This is a genomic window from Paucibacter sp. JuS9, from assembly GCF_044043925.2.
Taxonomy (GTDB): Bacteria; Pseudomonadota; Gammaproteobacteria; order Burkholderiales; family Burkholderiaceae_C; genus JAUASW01.
In genome coordinates this window covers 3,453,865-3,468,548 of the sequence record NZ_CP194172.1, presented here as the reverse complement: position 1 = coordinate 3,468,548, position 14,684 = coordinate 3,453,865, and the positions used below count along the sequence as shown (strand labels likewise).

At 66.1% G+C, this 14,684-nt stretch carries 15 protein-coding genes; 8 read left to right on the top strand and 7 right to left on the bottom strand.

Features of this window, described 5'->3' with window-relative positions; all coding sequences use genetic code 11:
* Window positions 1-71 precede the first annotated feature (71 nt).
* Window positions 72-572 carry a 3'-5' exonuclease gene (locus tag ABT392_RS15455; RefSeq protein ID WP_334278251.1) on the top strand — a complete coding sequence of 167 codons (501 nt, stop codon included), beginning with the start codon at window positions 72-74 and terminating at the stop codon, window positions 570-572.
* Here ABT392_RS15455 and ABT392_RS15450 read toward each other — a convergent pair.
* From ABT392_RS15450 to ABT392_RS15440, 3 genes are all read right to left on the bottom strand, one after another.
* A complete protein-coding gene (locus tag ABT392_RS15450; protein ID WP_395385373.1) occupies window positions 544-3,189 on the bottom strand; it encodes a diguanylate cyclase domain-containing protein in 2,646 nt (881 codons plus the stop codon). The two genes, ABT392_RS15455 and ABT392_RS15450, sit on opposite strands and share 29 nt — an antisense overlap.
* Before the next feature lie 133 nt (window positions 3,190-3,322).
* Window positions 3,323-3,538 carry a cysteine-rich CWC family protein gene (locus ABT392_RS15445; RefSeq protein WP_395385374.1) on the bottom strand — a complete coding sequence of 72 codons (216 nt, stop codon included), beginning with the start codon at window positions 3,536-3,538 and terminating at the stop codon, window positions 3,323-3,325.
* On the bottom strand, window positions 3,535-5,076 hold the full coding sequence (locus ABT392_RS15440) for a malonate--CoA ligase (protein ID WP_395385375.1): 1,542 nt from the start codon (window positions 5,074-5,076) through the stop codon (window positions 3,535-3,537). Before ABT392_RS15440 ends, ABT392_RS15445 begins: the two co-directional genes overlap by 4 nt.
* Window positions 5,077-5,138: 62 nt before the next feature.
* On the opposite strand from ABT392_RS15440, the gene ABT392_RS15435 reads away from it, so the two are divergent.
* The gene (locus ABT392_RS15435; protein ID WP_334278247.1) at window positions 5,139-6,590 is read left to right on the top strand and encodes a sigma-54 interaction domain-containing protein; all 1,452 of its coding nucleotides are present in this window, start codon (window positions 5,139-5,141) and stop codon (window positions 6,588-6,590) included.
* Here ABT392_RS15435 and ABT392_RS15430 read toward each other — a convergent pair whose 3' ends face one another.
* Window positions 6,591-7,448 carry a hypothetical protein gene (locus ABT392_RS15430; RefSeq protein WP_395385376.1) on the bottom strand — a complete coding sequence of 286 codons (858 nt, stop codon included), beginning with the start codon at window positions 7,446-7,448 and terminating at the stop codon, window positions 6,591-6,593.
* 209 nt (window positions 7,449-7,657) lie between these two features.
* On the opposite strand from ABT392_RS15430, the gene ABT392_RS15425 reads away from it, so the two are divergent.
* The 6 genes from ABT392_RS15425 to ABT392_RS15400 all read left to right on the top strand — a co-directional run bounded on the left by ABT392_RS15425 (window position 7,658) and on the right by ABT392_RS15400 (window position 13,482).
* Entirely contained in the window at window positions 7,658-8,869 is a 1,212-nt protein-coding gene (locus ABT392_RS15425; RefSeq protein WP_395385377.1) for a substrate-binding domain-containing protein, read from the top strand.
* A 165-nt stretch (window positions 8,870-9,034) separates the two neighbouring features.
* The gene (locus tag ABT392_RS15420) at window positions 9,035-9,793 is read left to right on the top strand and encodes an ABC transporter ATP-binding protein (RefSeq protein ID WP_334278243.1); all 759 of its coding nucleotides are present in this window, start codon (window positions 9,035-9,037) and stop codon (window positions 9,791-9,793) included.
* Window positions 9,790-10,527, top strand: coding sequence for an ABC transporter ATP-binding protein (locus tag ABT392_RS15415; RefSeq protein ID WP_395385378.1), 738 nt, complete (start codon window positions 9,790-9,792; stop codon window positions 10,525-10,527). The genes ABT392_RS15420 and ABT392_RS15415 overlap by 4 nt, the downstream gene beginning before the upstream one ends.
* Window positions 10,524-11,549: a branched-chain amino acid ABC transporter permease gene (locus tag ABT392_RS15410; RefSeq protein ID WP_334278241.1), complete on the top strand. Its 1,026-nt coding sequence runs from the start codon at window positions 10,524-10,526 to the stop codon at window positions 11,547-11,549. Before ABT392_RS15415 ends, ABT392_RS15410 begins: the two co-directional genes overlap by 4 nt.
* Window positions 11,549-12,637, top strand: coding sequence for a branched-chain amino acid ABC transporter permease (locus ABT392_RS15405; RefSeq protein WP_395385379.1), 1,089 nt, complete (start codon window positions 11,549-11,551; stop codon window positions 12,635-12,637). Before ABT392_RS15410 ends, ABT392_RS15405 begins: the two co-directional genes overlap by 1 nt.
* On the top strand, window positions 12,637-13,482 hold the full coding sequence (locus ABT392_RS15400) for an alpha/beta fold hydrolase (RefSeq protein ID WP_395385380.1): 846 nt from the start codon (window positions 12,637-12,639) through the stop codon (window positions 13,480-13,482). Before ABT392_RS15405 ends, ABT392_RS15400 begins: the two co-directional genes overlap by 1 nt.
* Before the next feature lie 15 nt (window positions 13,483-13,497).
* Here ABT392_RS15400 and ABT392_RS15395 read toward each other — a convergent pair whose 3' ends face one another.
* Genes ABT392_RS15395 through ABT392_RS15385 form a run of 3 tightly spaced genes read right to left on the bottom strand, consistent with a single transcriptional unit; the run spans window position 13,498 to window position 14,628 of the window.
* The gene (locus ABT392_RS15395; RefSeq protein ID WP_334278238.1) at window positions 13,498-13,899 is read right to left on the bottom strand and encodes a DUF1801 domain-containing protein; all 402 of its coding nucleotides are present in this window, start codon (window positions 13,897-13,899) and stop codon (window positions 13,498-13,500) included.
* A 7-nt stretch (window positions 13,900-13,906) separates the two neighbouring features.
* Window positions 13,907-14,413, bottom strand: a complete 507-nt coding sequence (locus ABT392_RS15390) for a cupin domain-containing protein (protein WP_334278236.1) — start codon at window positions 14,411-14,413, stop codon at window positions 13,907-13,909.
* Entirely contained in the window at window positions 14,410-14,628 is a 219-nt protein-coding gene (locus tag ABT392_RS15385) for a DUF3079 domain-containing protein (protein ID WP_334278235.1), read from the bottom strand. The genes ABT392_RS15390 and ABT392_RS15385 overlap by 4 nt, the downstream gene beginning before the upstream one ends.
* Between the last annotated feature and the right edge of the window lie 56 nt (window positions 14,629-14,684).

The window sequence follows — 14,684 nt, the reverse complement described above, 5'->3', positions numbered from 1 at the left end:
CCCCATGGTTGTGTGGCTTGCCGCGTGAGGCCCGCTGCGTACACTCGCTCACACATTCACGCCACCACCGCATGACGCCACCCGCCATCCTCGACGTCGAAGCCTCGGGCTTCGGTCGCGGCAGCTATCCCATCGAGATTGGTTTCGTGGCGCCGGATGGCGGGCTGTTCTGCTCGCTGATCAAGCCGCTGCCGGAATGGCAGCACTGGGACGAGAGTGCGGCGGCGCTGCATGGCATCACCCGCGATGTGCTGTTTCAGCATGGCCGCGCGGCTGAATGGGTGGCCGCCGAGATCAACCAGCGCCTGGCCGGCCAGACGGTTTATTGCGATGCCTGGGCGCATGACTACCCCTGGCTCTCGCGCCTCTTCGATGTGGCCAATATGGTGCCGCGCTTCAAGCTGTCAGACCTGCGCAGCCTGCTCAGCGAAGAAGAGGCCGCCCGTTGGCATGAAACCCTGGCCGAGGTGCGCGAGGAAATGCGCCTGCAGCGGCATCGGGCCAGTACCGATGCCAAGGTCTTGCAACTGACGCTGATGCGGGTCAAGCGGGCGCTGCAGGCGTCTCATTGAGCGGCGCATCCTTGCCCGAGGTTCCATCGAGCTGGCTGCCTCGCCAGGTGCCACGGCCGCCGCGCTTGGCTTCATAGAGCTTGGCATCGGCCTCGGCCACCATGCGCTCGAGGTCGGCCTGACCGCCCCAGGCCACGCAGAAGCCGACGCTGCAGCCGATATGCAGGTCGTGCTGCTCGATCATGAAGGGCGATGCAATGGCCTGCACCAGCTTGGTGGCTACCATCTCCGCGTCTTCCGGGCCATGCAGCATCGTCAGCAGCACCGCGAATTCATCGCCACCCAGGCGGGCCGCCAAGTCGTTGGGGCGCAACGCATGGCGGATGCGGCCCGCCACCGCGCGCAGCAGCGCGTCGCCCATCGGATGGCCGTACTGGTCGTTGATCGGCTTGAAACGGTCCAGGTCCAGGTAGAGCAACGCCATCAGATGGTTGTGCTGGCGTGCGATGGCCAGCTTCTCATCGGCCGCAAGCGCAAAGCCGGCGCGATTGAGCAACTGGGTCAGCGCATCGGTTTGCGAGGCGTGACGCAGCCGCGCTTCCTCGGCGCGGGCGGCGGTCACGTCGCGGGCGATGCAGATGGCGCCGGCAATCTCCCCGTCGTCCAGGCGCAGCGGTGAATAGCGCACGTCCAGGATCATCAGCTCGGGCCGGTCGCTGTAGGCTTTCTCGAGGTCCTTGTGCTGGCCCCGCAGCGCGGCCTCGATGGCTGGCCGGCTCAGTTCGTACTGCTCCTCGCCAATCAGCTCGCGGATGTGGCGGCCGCGCCAGGCTTCGATGGTGGTGCCGAAATGCTGGCCGTAGCTCTGGTTGAAATAGATGTAGCGCTGCTCGGTATCCAGCACCGCGATCAGCACGGGCGCCGTTTGGGCAACGGCGCGCAGGATGGCCTCGCTGCGCAGGCGCTCGCGCTGGGCCAGGGTTTCGGAGGTCAGGTCGCGCAGCACCATGGAGATCGCTTCCACGTCACCGCGGTCATTGCGATGGACGAGCGCCGTGCTGTCAACCGGCACCTCGGTGCCGTCGGGTGCGTACAGCGAAGTGCGGCCGGTCCAATGGCCTTGCGCAATCGCCGCCGGCAGGATCTCCTGACGGAAGACTTCCTGCCGCTCGGGCGCCGTGAAGCGCGTGTAGTTCATGCCCGCCAGGCTGGCATCCGGGGCCAGGCCGATGCGCCGGCGTGCAGCGGGATTCAGGTAGAAAAGGTCGCCGTTCAACTTCATCTGGCCGATGTAGTCCGGCGTCATGTCGAAGATGGCGTGCAGCATGCGCTGGGCGCGTTCATGCGCGGCTTGGGCCGTGATGTCAGACACCGTGCCGGCCTGGCCTGCAATCTTGCCGTTGATGCGCAGCGGTGCCGTGCGCAGCGCCACCAGCAGCTCGGTGCCGTCGCGCCGGCTGATATTGCGCACCATGTCGATAGGTTTGCCCTCGGCGCAGGCGGCCTGCCAGCGCGCCTTGGCATTGGCACGGCCGCCTTCGGGCATCAGGAGCAACCAACCCCAGGCCACTTCGTCAGCTGCCAGGCCATGCAGGCGCAGATAGGTTTCATTGGCCCACAGCAGCTTGCCGCTGGCGTCGGCGCGGAACAGGCCCAGCGGCGAGGCATCGCTGGTGGCAAGCAGCTCGGCATCGCGCTCGCGCAAGGTACGGTGCTGGCGCACCAGCACCATGGTCGTGAGCATCGCCGCCATGCTCAGGATCGCCGCCAGCGCCAGCACGACCAGGCGCTGCGTGCGGTGCTGGCCGAGAGCCTTGCTCTCGCCCTCGGCGAGGATCATCTTGACACCGAAGTCGGTAATGGTTTCGAAGGCCGCGGTGCGTGGCTGGCCGTCGGCAGGGCTGTCCTGGACATGGAACACGCCGGATTGCGGCATCAGCGCCCGGCGCAGGTCGGGCCGCGTTTCGTAGACCTGCTGGCCGACAAAGCCTGGCAGCTCGGGTGCGCGGCTGAGCACCTCGCCCTCGCGGCTGAACATCGCGACGCTGCCTTCGGTGCCCCGCAGGTAGAGGCTTTGCAATTGCTGCAGCCGGTCCAGGTTGACCAGCACGATCACTGTGCTGATACCGCCCCTGGGCGTGCCCAGCCGCATGGCCATCGGCAGGCGCAGGGGGCTGTCAGGGCTGAAGCGGAAGGCGCGGCCGAGCTGGAAGCCATTGGTGTCTGGCTGGGCCAGGTTCGCGACGAAAGGCTGGCCCTTGAGCTGATGGAAAGCCTGGCCACTGGGGCTGGGAATGCGGTAGAGCCAACCTGCTGGATCGGCCAGCACGATCTCGATCATCGTGCGGGTCGAGGTGTGCAGGGTCTCGACCATCTGCACCAGCGACGCATCGTTGAGCGGATGGGCCGTGTCGCGCGTGCGCAGCCAGAGGTCCACGGTGCGCAGGCTGATCTCGGCGTCACGCAGCACCTCCTCGGTTTGCGAGGCGGCCGCATTGGCCAACGAGCTCAGGTCGCGCTCATGCTCGCGGCGCAGCTCGTCCCGATAGGTCCAGGCGAACCATGACACAAAGGCCCACAGCATGGCCAGCACCAGGCCCAGGGCGGCAATGGGACCCAGGTCGAGCAGGCGTTCGCGCAGCGTGGCTTTGCCGTGCGGGGCAAGCAGGTTGGGCATGGTGGGCGCTGGTGGGCTGACCGGCTCATTGTGCAAGCGCGGCCCGGGGGCGACAAGCGGCTTTGGCGCTGAAATGTCAGCGAGCTTTACAACGGACCTGTGCGGACTGTTCAGCGACTGCCGGCCCGCGGTGTCAGGTCTTGCCTGCGGTGGCCTGCTGTTTCAATTCACGCAGGCAGGCGATGCACAGGCAGCCCGCGTACTGCGAGGCCAGCTGTTCGCGCATGGGCGCGTCCAGCTTCAAGTCGAAGCAGTCGCAGTGCGCATCGCTGGCGCCGCAATGGAAGGGCTGGCTGCAGCGCGGGCAGGCGGCGTTGCTCTCGGCACTGATGCCGGTGTTTTCATTCACTTGAACAACTCCGCATGTTGCTCGCGCAGCAGCTTCTTCTGCACCTTGCCCATGGCATTGCGCGGCAGCTCGGCTGCCAGGAGCATGACTTTGGGCACCTTGAAGCCGGCGATGCGGCCTTTCATGGAGGCAATCATTTCGGCCGGCTGCAGCGTGGCGCCGGGCTTGGGCGTCAGCACGGCCACCACGGCCTCGCCGAAGTCCGGATGGGGCACACCGATCACGGCAGATTCGGACACGCCGGGCAGTTCGTTCAGGAAGCCTTCGACCTCGGCCGGATAGACATTGAAGCCGCCGCTGATGATCAGGTCCTTGCTGCGGCCGACGATGCTCACATAGCCATGCGCGTCGATGCGACCCACGTCGCCCGTCTTGAACCAGCCGTCGGCGCTGAACTCCTCCTTGGTCTTCTCAGGCATCTGCCAGTAGCCGGCAAAGACATTCGGGCCGCGCACCTGGATGTGGCCGATCTGGTCCGCCGAGCAAGGCCGGCCTTCGTCGTCGTGGATGCGCAGGCCCACGCCGGGCAGGGCCGGGCCCACGGTGCCACCCTTGCGCGCTCCGTCTTGCGGCTTGCAGGGGTTGGAGGTGAGCATCAGCGTCTCGCTCATGCCGTAGCGCTCCAGGATCAGGTGGCCGCTGCGCTGCTGCCAGTCGCGCCAGGTCTCGATCAGGAGCGGCGCCGAGCCGCTGATGAAAAGCCGCATCCGGGCGCAGGCTGCCGGCGTGAGTGCGGCTTCGCCGAGCATGCGAGTGTAAAGGGTCGGCACGCCCATGAAGACCGTGGCGTCGGCAAAGCGGCGAATCACCGCGCGCGGGTCGAATTTGCTGAACCAGATCATCTTGCTGCCGTTGAGCAGCGCGCCGTGCGAGGCGACGAAAAGGCCATGCACATGGAAGATCGGCAAGGCGTGGATCAGCACATCGCCCGCCTGCCAATCCCAGTAGTCCTTCAGCGTTCTCGCGTTCGACAGCAGGTTGCCGTGCGAAAGCATCGCGCCCTTGCTGCGGCCGGTTGTACCGCTGGTATAGAGGATGGCGGCCAGATCGCTTGCCGCCTTGGGCACGACTTCATGCCGGTCGTCGTGATGCGCGGCGCGGTCCAGCAAGCTGCCCGTGCGGTCTTCATTCAGGGTGAAGACAAACTGCGTGCCGGCCTGGAAGGCGAGCTTGCTGACCCAGCCGAAGTGCTGGCCGGCGCAGACGAAGACGGCTGGCTGCGCGTCCTTGATGAAGTACTCCAGTTCGGCTGACTGGTAGGCATTGTTCAGTGGCAGGTAGACGAAGCCCGCGCGCAGCACCGCGAGGTACAGCAGCAGGGCTTCGACGCTCTTCTCGGTCTGAACGGCGATGCGGCTGCCGGGCGGCAGTTCCAGGGAGGCCAGCAGGTTGGCGAGCATCGCCGTGCCGCGTTCCAGGTCGCGCCAGCTGTAGTTCAGGCGGTCGCCATCGGCGCATTCGATGGCGATCTCGTCCAGCGCAGCGGGAAAGGCAGCGCGCAGGGCGGTGAAGAGATTGGCGTCGGTTCGGTCGGGCATGCCCCGGATTGTGGCTCGCCCATAATCGCGCCTCCAGCAGTATTTGGAAAAGGTCCGCCCGCATGAATCTGTCGCCGCATGCCTTGCCAGCCGACGCCGAAGGCGTGATGCGCCTGGCCGCGCAATCGATGTTCGAGCTGATGGCCGATGCCTCGCAGGGCATGATTCTGGTGAACCGCGAGCACCGCATCGTCTGGATCAGCGAGGGCTACAAGAAGGCATTGCCGCGCCTGGGCTTCGATGATGAGCATGACTTCGTTGGCCGCCGCATCGAGGACGTGGTGCCCAACACGCTGATGGCCCAGGTCATCGAAACCGGCCGACCCATCCTGGTGGACGTGATCACCAATCTCTCGGGCACCTTCGTCGTTAGCCGCCTGCCGCTGCGCGACGAAGCCGGTGCCGTGATCGGCGCGCTCGGGATCATCCTGCTGGACACCCAGCAGACCGCGCTGCAGCCGCTCCTGCAGAAGTTCTCGCGCCTGCAGGAAGAGCTCGACGAAGCGCGCCGCCAGCTGGCTGCGCAGCGCCGGCCCAAGCACCAGATCGCCAGCTTCATCGGCTCCAGCCCGGCTGCGCTGGAGGTGAAGCGCCATGCGCGCCGCGTGGCCATGACCGACTCCACCGTGCTGCTGCTCGGCGAAACCGGCACCGGCAAGGAGCTCCTGGCACACGCCATCCATGCGGCCTCGCCGCGCATGGCCAAGCCGCTGGTGGGCATCAATATCGCCGCCATCCCGGACACCCTGCTGGAGGCCGAGCTCTTCGGCGTGGCGCCCGGGGCCTACACCGGCGCCGACCGCAAGGGTCGCGATGGCAAGTTCGCGGTGGCCGATGGCGGCACGCTCTTTCTTGACGAGATCGGCGACATGCCGCTGGCCTTGCAGAGCAAGCTGCTGCGCGTGTTGCAGGAGCAGGAGTTCGAGCCGCTGGGCTCCAACAAGGTCCGCCGGGTTGATGTGCGCGTGATCGCTGCCACCAGCCGCGACCTGGCCGCGATGATGGCGCGCGGCGAGTTCCGCGCCGACCTGTTCTACCGGCTCAACGTCTTGCCGATCAAGCTGCCCTCGTTGCGCGAGCGGCCCGGCGACATCGAGGCCCTGGCCGACGCGCTGGGCGAAGACATCGCGCGCCGCAGCGGCATGCCGGTGCGCACGCTGGAGCACGATGCGCTGGAACTGCTGGCCCGCCAGCCCTGGCCCGGCAATATCCGCGAGCTGCGCAATGCGCTGGAGCAGGCCAGCATGATGAGCGACGAGCTGCATCTGCGGGCCGAGCATTTCTCGGGCCTGCTGCCGGATGTGCCGGCGGTGTCGCCCGTTGCTGCGCCAGCGCCATCGACCGCCATGGAATCGCAAGCCTTGCGCCCGCTGCCCGAGCAGATCGCCGCGCTGGAGCGCCAGGCCATCTCGGCCGCACTGGCGCACACGCAAGGCAACAAGCTGGCCGCCGCCAAGCTCCTGCAGATCTCGCGCGCGGCGCTGTACGACAAGCTGGCGATCTACGGGCTCTGATCAGTCGGCTTCAAGCAGACCCGCCGCGCGCTTGATGCTCGCGGCCTTGAAGCCTTCCCAGGCGGCCTTGCCCATCTTCTGCTCGGAGATGCGCTCGAGCTTGAAGCTCTTCCAGTCCGGGTTGTCGGGCTGGGCATGCTCAAAGCGCTCGATCAGGAGATCCTTGGCATTGATCCAGAGCGTGCCCTTCACGTTGCCGAAGGCTGGGCCGCCAACCTCGAAGCGGTGCGTGGGAATGTCATCCAGCACCTCGTCCTTGAGGTAGCGAAACGTGGCCTTGCCCTTGTCCACAAAGCCGCCTTCCTGCACGCCGCCATCGGGTTTGAACTGGGTCCGCAGGAACTCGAAGTCTGGGTCGACGATGCCCACGTCGAAATCGGCCCGGGGGTTCTTCAGATAGGGCAGGGTGGCGTTCAACCCGCTCAGATCGAAGTTGTAGATATGGGCGGGCAGGTGACTCACCTTGACCGGCATTTGCGCCTTGCCCACCGAGGCCACCAGGCGGCGCTGGCCCGGGTCGCTCGCCAGCGACATCTGCAGCACTGGCTTGCCCCGCTCCAGGCGGTTGAACGAGCGTAGCGAGCTTTCAGTCAGCGTCTTGGGATCGAGCTGGGCCTGGACGAGGGCGAGGTAGCGCCCATCCGCCTCTACCTTGAGCGCTTCCACCTGCAGCGGCGCGCCGAAGTGCAGGGAGAGCACCAGGCGTTTCGTGCCATCCAGGTTCGATTTGACGTAGTGCACGACCTTGTTCACCGGTGCCTTGGCAGCCTGGTACTGGAAGCTGGACAGCGAGTCGGTGTCCTGAGCGAGCGCCGTACCGGCTGCCAGCAGCGACATCAGCATGAGTTTGCGGAGCATGGCTTGGGTCTCCTTCTGTTGGGCGGGATTGTGCAATGCCTGGAACCCGGACAGTTCAGGCGGCGAGCTTGCCTGAATCCCGGACAGTTGTATGGCAAATGCACGCTGTGCCCCGGGGAAACAGCGGTTTCCTCCCTGGCACAGCGCTTGCAACAGAATAGCCAAGTCGACCGGACGCACCAGGTCGCGACAACAAAGGAGACATCGCCATGACCTTCCATGCGCCGCGCCGCTGTGCGTTGCTGCTGTCCGCCGCTCTCTTGACCCTTGCTGGCACTGCCGGCGCTCAGGCCAAGAACGAGATCCGCATTGCCCATGTCTACAGCAAGACCGGCCCGCTGGAGGCCTATGGCAAGCAGACCCAGGTCGGCCTGATGATGGGCCTGGACTACGCGACCGGCGGCACCATGATGGTCGCCGGCAAGAAGATCGTCGTCATCGAGAAGGACGACCAGGGCAAGCCCGATGTGGGCAAGAGCCTCCTGGCCGCCGCCTATGGCGACGACAAGGTTGACCTGGCCGTTGGCCCGAGCGGCTCGGGCGTGGCGCTGGCCATGCTGCCGGTGGCCGAGGAATTCAAGAAGATCCTGCTGGTGGAGCCGGCCGTGGCCGACGCCATCACCGGCGAGAAGTGGAACAAGTACATCTTCCGCACCGGCCGCAGCTCCAGCCAGGATGCGATCAGCAATGCCGTCGCTTCGGACCATGAAGGCGTGGTGATCGCCACCATCGCGCAGGATTACGCTTTCGGCCGCGACGGCGTGAAGGCCTTCAAGGACCAGCTGAAGAAGACCAAGATCGTCCACGAGGAATACCTGCCGCCGGCCACGACCGACTTCACCGCCGGCATCCTGCGCGCGGTTGATGCCCTGAAGGACAAGCCGGGCAAGAACAACAAGTTCATCGCCGTGGTGTGGGCCGGCGCCGCCAACCCGTTCAATGCGCTGGCCGCGATGGACCTGGACAAGCGCTTCGGCATCCGCGTCGGCAGCGGCGGCAACATCCTGCCGGCCATGACGGCCTACAAGCAGTTCCCGGGCATGGAAGGCGCGACCTACTACTACTTCGGCATTCCGAAGAACCCGGCCAACGAATGGCTGGTGGCCAACCACTACAAGCAGTTCAAGCAGCCGCCGGACTTCTTCACCGCCGGTGGCATGAGCGCGGCCATCGCCATCGTCGAGGCCTTGAAGAAGACCAATGGCGACACCGGCACCAACAAGCTGATCAAGACCATGGAAGGCATGAGCTTCGAGACCCCGAAGGGACGGATGACCTTCCGCGCCGAGGACCACCAGGCCATGCAGTCGATGTATCACTTCCGCATCAAGGTGGACCCGGCGTTCGCGTGGGGTGTGCCGGAGCTGGTGCGCGAGATCAAGCCGGAGGAAATGAACGTCCCCATCCGCAACAAACGCTGAGGCGCGCTCGGCTACTGCGCGAACACGGGCCGCCGTTGCGGGTCCTCCCATGGATCCTCATGTACAGGAAGTACGTTCCGGTCCATGGGTCCCTCCGCGCCTAGCCCCTCGTCCGCTCGCTACGCCTCGGGATCGTCGATCGCGAGTTTGAAAACGGGATGCTCCGTGCTTGAAACCAAGAACCTCACCATCCGCTTTGGCGGCCATGTGGCGGTGGATCGCGTGTCCTGCGCCTTCCAGCCCGGCACGCTGACAGCCATCGTCGGCCCCAACGGCGCCGGCAAGACCACCTACTTCAACCTGATCTCGGGCCAGCTGCGCGCGAGCGAGGGGCAGGTCTTGCTCGACGGGCAGGACCTGAGCAGCCGCTCGGCGCCGCAGCGCACCAAGGCGGGCCTGGGTCGCGCCTTCCAGCTGACGCAGCTGTTTCCGCACCTCACGGTGCTGGAGAACGTGCGCCTGGCCGTGCAGGCGCGGCGCGGCATGGGGCTGAAGATGTTCTCGGTCTGGCTCTCGCATCGCGCCTTGATCGACGAGGCCATGGCCATCGTCGAGCGGGTGCGGCTGGGTTCGCGGGCGCAGGCGCTGGCAGCGAGCCTGCCGCATGGCGACCAGCGCAAGCTGGAGGTGGCGATGCTGATTGCGCTGGACCCCAAGGTCTACATGTTCGACGAACCCACGGCCGGCATGAGCGTGGACGAGGTGCCCGTGATCCTCGACCTGATCCGTGAGCTCAAGGCCGCGGGCCAGCACACCATCCTCCTGGTGGAACACAAGATGGACGTGGTGCGCGAACTGGCGGACCGCATCATCGTGCTGCATCAGGGGCAACTGGTGGCCGATGGCGAGCCTGAGGCGGTGATCGCCTCGCCGGTGGTGCAAAACGCCTATCTCGGCACGGTGGCGGAAGAGGTGGCGGCATGAGCGATTCCCTCCTGAGCCTGAAGGGCGTGCACACGCACATCGGCGCTTATCACATCCTCCACGGCGTGGACCTCGAAGTGCCGCAAGGCCAATTGACCATGCTGCTGGGGCGCAATGGCGCCGGCAAGACCACGACGCTGCGCACCATCATGCGACTGTGGCAGGCGAGTCAGGGGCAGGTGCTGTTCGATGGTCAGTCGATGGCCAGGCTCGGCACGCCCGACATTGCACAGCTTGGCATCGCCTACGTGCCCGAGAACATGGGCATCTTTGCCGACCTGACGGTGCGCGAGAACCTCCTGCTGGCTGCACGCAAGGCCCGCTCGGTGGACGAACTGGACACGCAGCGGCTCGAGTGGCTGTTCGGCCTCTTCCCCGCCCTGAAGAAGTTCTGGCTCTACCCGGCCGGCAAGCTCAGCGGCGGCCAGAAGCAGATGCTGGCGATCTCGCGCGCCATGATCGAGCCGCGCCGCCTGCTGCTGATCGACGAGCCTTCGAAGGGCCTGGCGCCGGCCATCGTGCGCAACCTGATCGAAGCCTTGAACGAATTGAAGAGAAGCGAGACGACGGTCTTGCTGGTCGAGCAGAACTTTGCGGTGGCCAAGGCCCTGGGCGATCGGGTCGCGGTGATGGACGACGGCCGCGTCGTCCATGCCGGCGCCATGGCCGAGTTGGCCGAGGACGAAGGCCTGCAGCAAAAGCTCCTGGGCCTGTCGCTGGGAGCGCATCAATGAACACAACACCAATGCCCGCCGCCAATAGCGAGCCGGTGCCCAAGGCAAGTTTCGACTGGAAGCCCTTGATCCTGCTCGCGCTGCTCACGCTGGGCGCCTTGCCGTTGGTGGGCAACCCCAGCACCTGGGCCACGCTGACCGTGGCCGGCCTGGCCATGGGCCTGATCATCTTCATCATCGCTTCGGGGCTGACCCTGGTCTTCGGCCTGATGGATGTCCTGAACTTCGGCCATGGCGTCTTCATTGCCATGGGCGCCTTCATGGCAACCACGGTGCTGGGCGCGATGGGTGGTTTCGTGGCCAGCCCTTCCTTGCTCTTGAACCTTGTTGCGGTGGCTGCCGCCTGTGCGGCCGGCATGGCCGTGGCGGCCGCGGTCGGCCTGGCCTTCGAGCGGGTGCTGGTGCGGCCGGTCTACGGCATGCACCTGAAGCAGATCCTGATCACCATGGGCGGCATGATCATCGGCGAAGAGATGATCAAGCTGGTCTGGGGCCCGCAGATGATTGCGCTGCCGCTGCCCGAGGGCCTGCGCGGCGCGCTGTGGTTTGGCGATGTCGGCATCGAGAAGTTCCGCCTTGTGGCGGTGGTGCTGGGCCTGGCCGTGCTGGCGGGGCTGCTGCTGATACTGAACCGCACCAAGCTCGGCCTCCTGATACGCGCCGGCGTGCAGGACCGCGAGATGGTGGAGAGCCTGGGCTACCGCATCCGCCGGCTCTTCGTCGGCGTGTTCGTCGGCGGATCGGCGCTGGCCGGCCTGGGCGGCGTGATGTGGGGGCTGTACCAGCAGGGCGTGACGCCGCAGATCGGCGCTCAGGTCAACACCCTGATCTTCATCGTCATCATCATTGGCGGCCTCGGTTCGACGCTGGGCTGCTTCGTCGGTGCGCTCGCCGTGGGCCTGCTGGCCAACTACACCGGCTTCATCGCGCCCAAGGCCGCGCTGTTCTCGAACATCGCCCTGATGGTGGCGGTTCTGCTCTGGCGACCCCAGGGCCTGTATCCGGTGGGAGGAAAGTCCTGATGTTGAAGTCGCTTCTCTCCCATGACCTGCCGCGCAGCAGGCTGCTGGCGGCGCTCCTGATCGTCACGGTGCTGGGCCTCGCGCTGACGCCCTTCATCTTCCCTGGCACCAAGGCGCTCAACGTGGCGGCCAAGATCCTCATCTTCATCACGCTGGTAGCGAGCTACGACCTGCTGCTGGGCTACACCGGCATCGTGAGCTTTGCGCACACCATGTTCTTCGGCATCGGTGCCTATGGCGTTGCCATCGCCTGCGCTCGTGCCGAGGATCCGGGATGGGGAACGGTCGCGCTGGGCCTTGGTTGCGCGCTGCTGGCATCGCTGCTGCTCTCGCTGCTGATCGGCCTGTTCAGCCTGCGCGTGAAGGCGATCTTCTTCGCCATGATCACCATGGCCGTGGCCGCTGCCTTCCTGACGCTCGCCTCGCAGCTGTCTGAATTCACGGGCGGCGAGGACGGCCTCTCGTTCAAGGTGCCCGAAGCGCTGCGGCCCTCGACCGAGTACCTGGAACAGCCTTGGCTTGGCGCAATGATCGACGGCAAGTTCGCCGCCTACTACCTGCTGTTCTTCGCCACCATCGCGCTCCTGCTCCTGATGCTGCGCATCGTGAACTCGCCCTTCGGCCGCGTCCTGCAGGCGATCCGCGAGAACGACTTCCGTGCCGAGGCCATCGGCTACCGCACGGTGGTCTATCGCACGCTGTCCAACGTGATCGCAGCGCTGTTCGCCTGCCTGTCAGGTGCGCTGCTGGCGCTCTGGCTGCGCTACAACGGGCCGGACACTTCGCTGTCGCTGGAGATCATGCTGGACATCCTGCTGATCGTCGTGATTGGCGGCATGGGCACGCTCTATGGTGCGGTGCTGGGCAGTGCGCTCTTCGTGCTGGCGCAGAACTATCTGCAGGACCTGATGAAGCTGGGTGCCATTGCGGTGGAGGGCATTCCGGTGCTGTCTCAGCTGATCGCGCCGGACCGCTGGCTGCTCTGGATGGGCGTGCTCTTCGTGCTGGCGGTCTATCACTTCCCCTTTGGCGTCGTCGGCCGTCTGCGCCTGGGCGCGGCCGCCAGCGCGGTCAAGAAGGCCGAGTGATGAGCCAGCCGCCCCGCTCCCGCTACCTGGTCTGCCAGGGCCGCGAGTTGCATTTCATGGAATGGGGTTCCGAGCATCAGGAGGTGGTTGTCGCCTGGCATGGGCTGGCGCGCACCGGCCGCGACATGGACGACCTGGCCGAGCATCTGAGCAGCCGCTACCGGGTGATCTGCCCGGACACGCTCGGCCGCGGCCTCTCGCAATGGAGCCGGGCACCAGACGACGAGTACTGCCTGGACTTCTACGTCCGCCAGGCGAGCTCATTGCTTGATCAGCTCGGCATTGATCGCTGCTTGTGGGTGGGCACCTCGATGGGCGGTGCCATCGGCCTGCTGGCGGCGGCCACCAGCCTGCGCGGACGCATCAGCCGCCTGCTCCTGAACGACATCGGCCCTGAGCTCGCACCGGTGGCCGTCGAGCGCATCCGCAGCTATGCCGGCAACCCGGCGACCTTCGCCACGCTCAGCGAGCTGGAGCAGTACTTCCGCCTGATCTATGCGCCCTACGGCTGCCTCAGCGATGCGCAATGGCGGCGGCTCACCGAGACATCGATGCGCCGCCTGCCCGACGGCCGCGTGACGCCGCATTACGACCCAGCCATGGTCCGCCAGTTCATCACCCGTCCCGATGACTACAGCCGCTGGCCTGAATGGGACAGCCTGGAATTGCCTGTGTTGTGCCTGCGCGGCGAGAGCTCCGATCTGCTGAGCGTGGAAACGGCCGAAGCCATGCGCACGCGCGGGCCCCGCGCGGTGGTGGTCACCATTGCCGATTGCGGCCATGCCCCAGCGCTGAACACGCCGGCGCAGTACGGTCTGGTGGAGCGCTTCCTTGCGGGCGGTTGAGGGGCCATTGCACTCTCAGTCGCTCAGACCGAGGCGCAGCAAGATGTCCCGATAGGCGGCCTGCACCAGCGCCTGCACGGCAGCACGATTAACGGGCTCGCCAGGCTTGAGCTTTACGTGCCGCATCTCTTTCCCCGCGCCTTGCAGCAGGCCCTCCGGATCGGGCAGCGCAGCGCCATGGAAGAAGCCGATGTTCACATGGGCTGTGAAAGCATTGATGTATGCGAAGGGCGCGTCCTGCACACAGAGGTTGGGGCAGCCGTCGTGCATCAGCTCCCCGACCCGAGTGCCGACCTGGCGCATCAGCTGAAACCAGTCGCTGGCGATGGCAGCCAGGTCCGCAGGGCGGCGCTCGAACCAGGCGTCGATGGCCGGGTCATGCTCCACCGAAGGCGCGAACCTGAGCAGAGGTTCCATGGTGCCCTCAATCGGACTTGCACTGTGCGTCGGGCAGGCCATCGTGGCTGCCCATCGCATGCTGCGGCACATCGTCCCACCACTCGCTGGGCGTCAGGTCCACGCGCCGTGTGGGGTTGCGCGGATAGTAGATGCGGTTGCTGGCCTTGGCCGGTTCGCCCCCGACCAGCAGCAAGGCCTCGCGCTCGGTGTTATTGATGAAGCAATGGCTGATGCCGGTGCCGGCCGGAAATGCGGCCAAGTCGCCGGCCCGCATGGCATGCAGCTCGCCGTCGATCCAGGCCTGCACCTCGCCTTCGATCACGTAGACGAACTCCTCTTCGTCGGACTCGGCATGCGGCCACGAGGAGCGCGTGCCCGGCGGCAGGCGCTGCAGGTTGATGCCGATGCGCTGCAGGCCGGCCGCGCTGCCGATGCCACGCACCGGGCCCAGGGCCTCGGTGCTTTGCGGATAAACATGGGCGCGCTCGGGGATGTCGGAGGCAGAGACGATGAAGTTGGGGCGTGTTGTCATGGAGGGAGTCCAGTGCTCGACCCCTTAGTGTCAGCGCATTCGATCTCGTCTGCCCGGCCAGGCCCCAGTCCCCAGTCCTCGCCGAACAGCTCCGCGGGATGCGGGCTGGCGATGCTGCCACTGCCGCATCGCATGGCGTCAACAGGGCAGTATGTGTCGCAGCCCCAGCAAATGCGCTCAGGGTGCTGCGGATGGAGGGGGAACTTCTTGACCATGGCATCGGTGGTGTACCTCGGCCAACTTGCACCGGCTTGGGTCGGTCGGCGTTGAG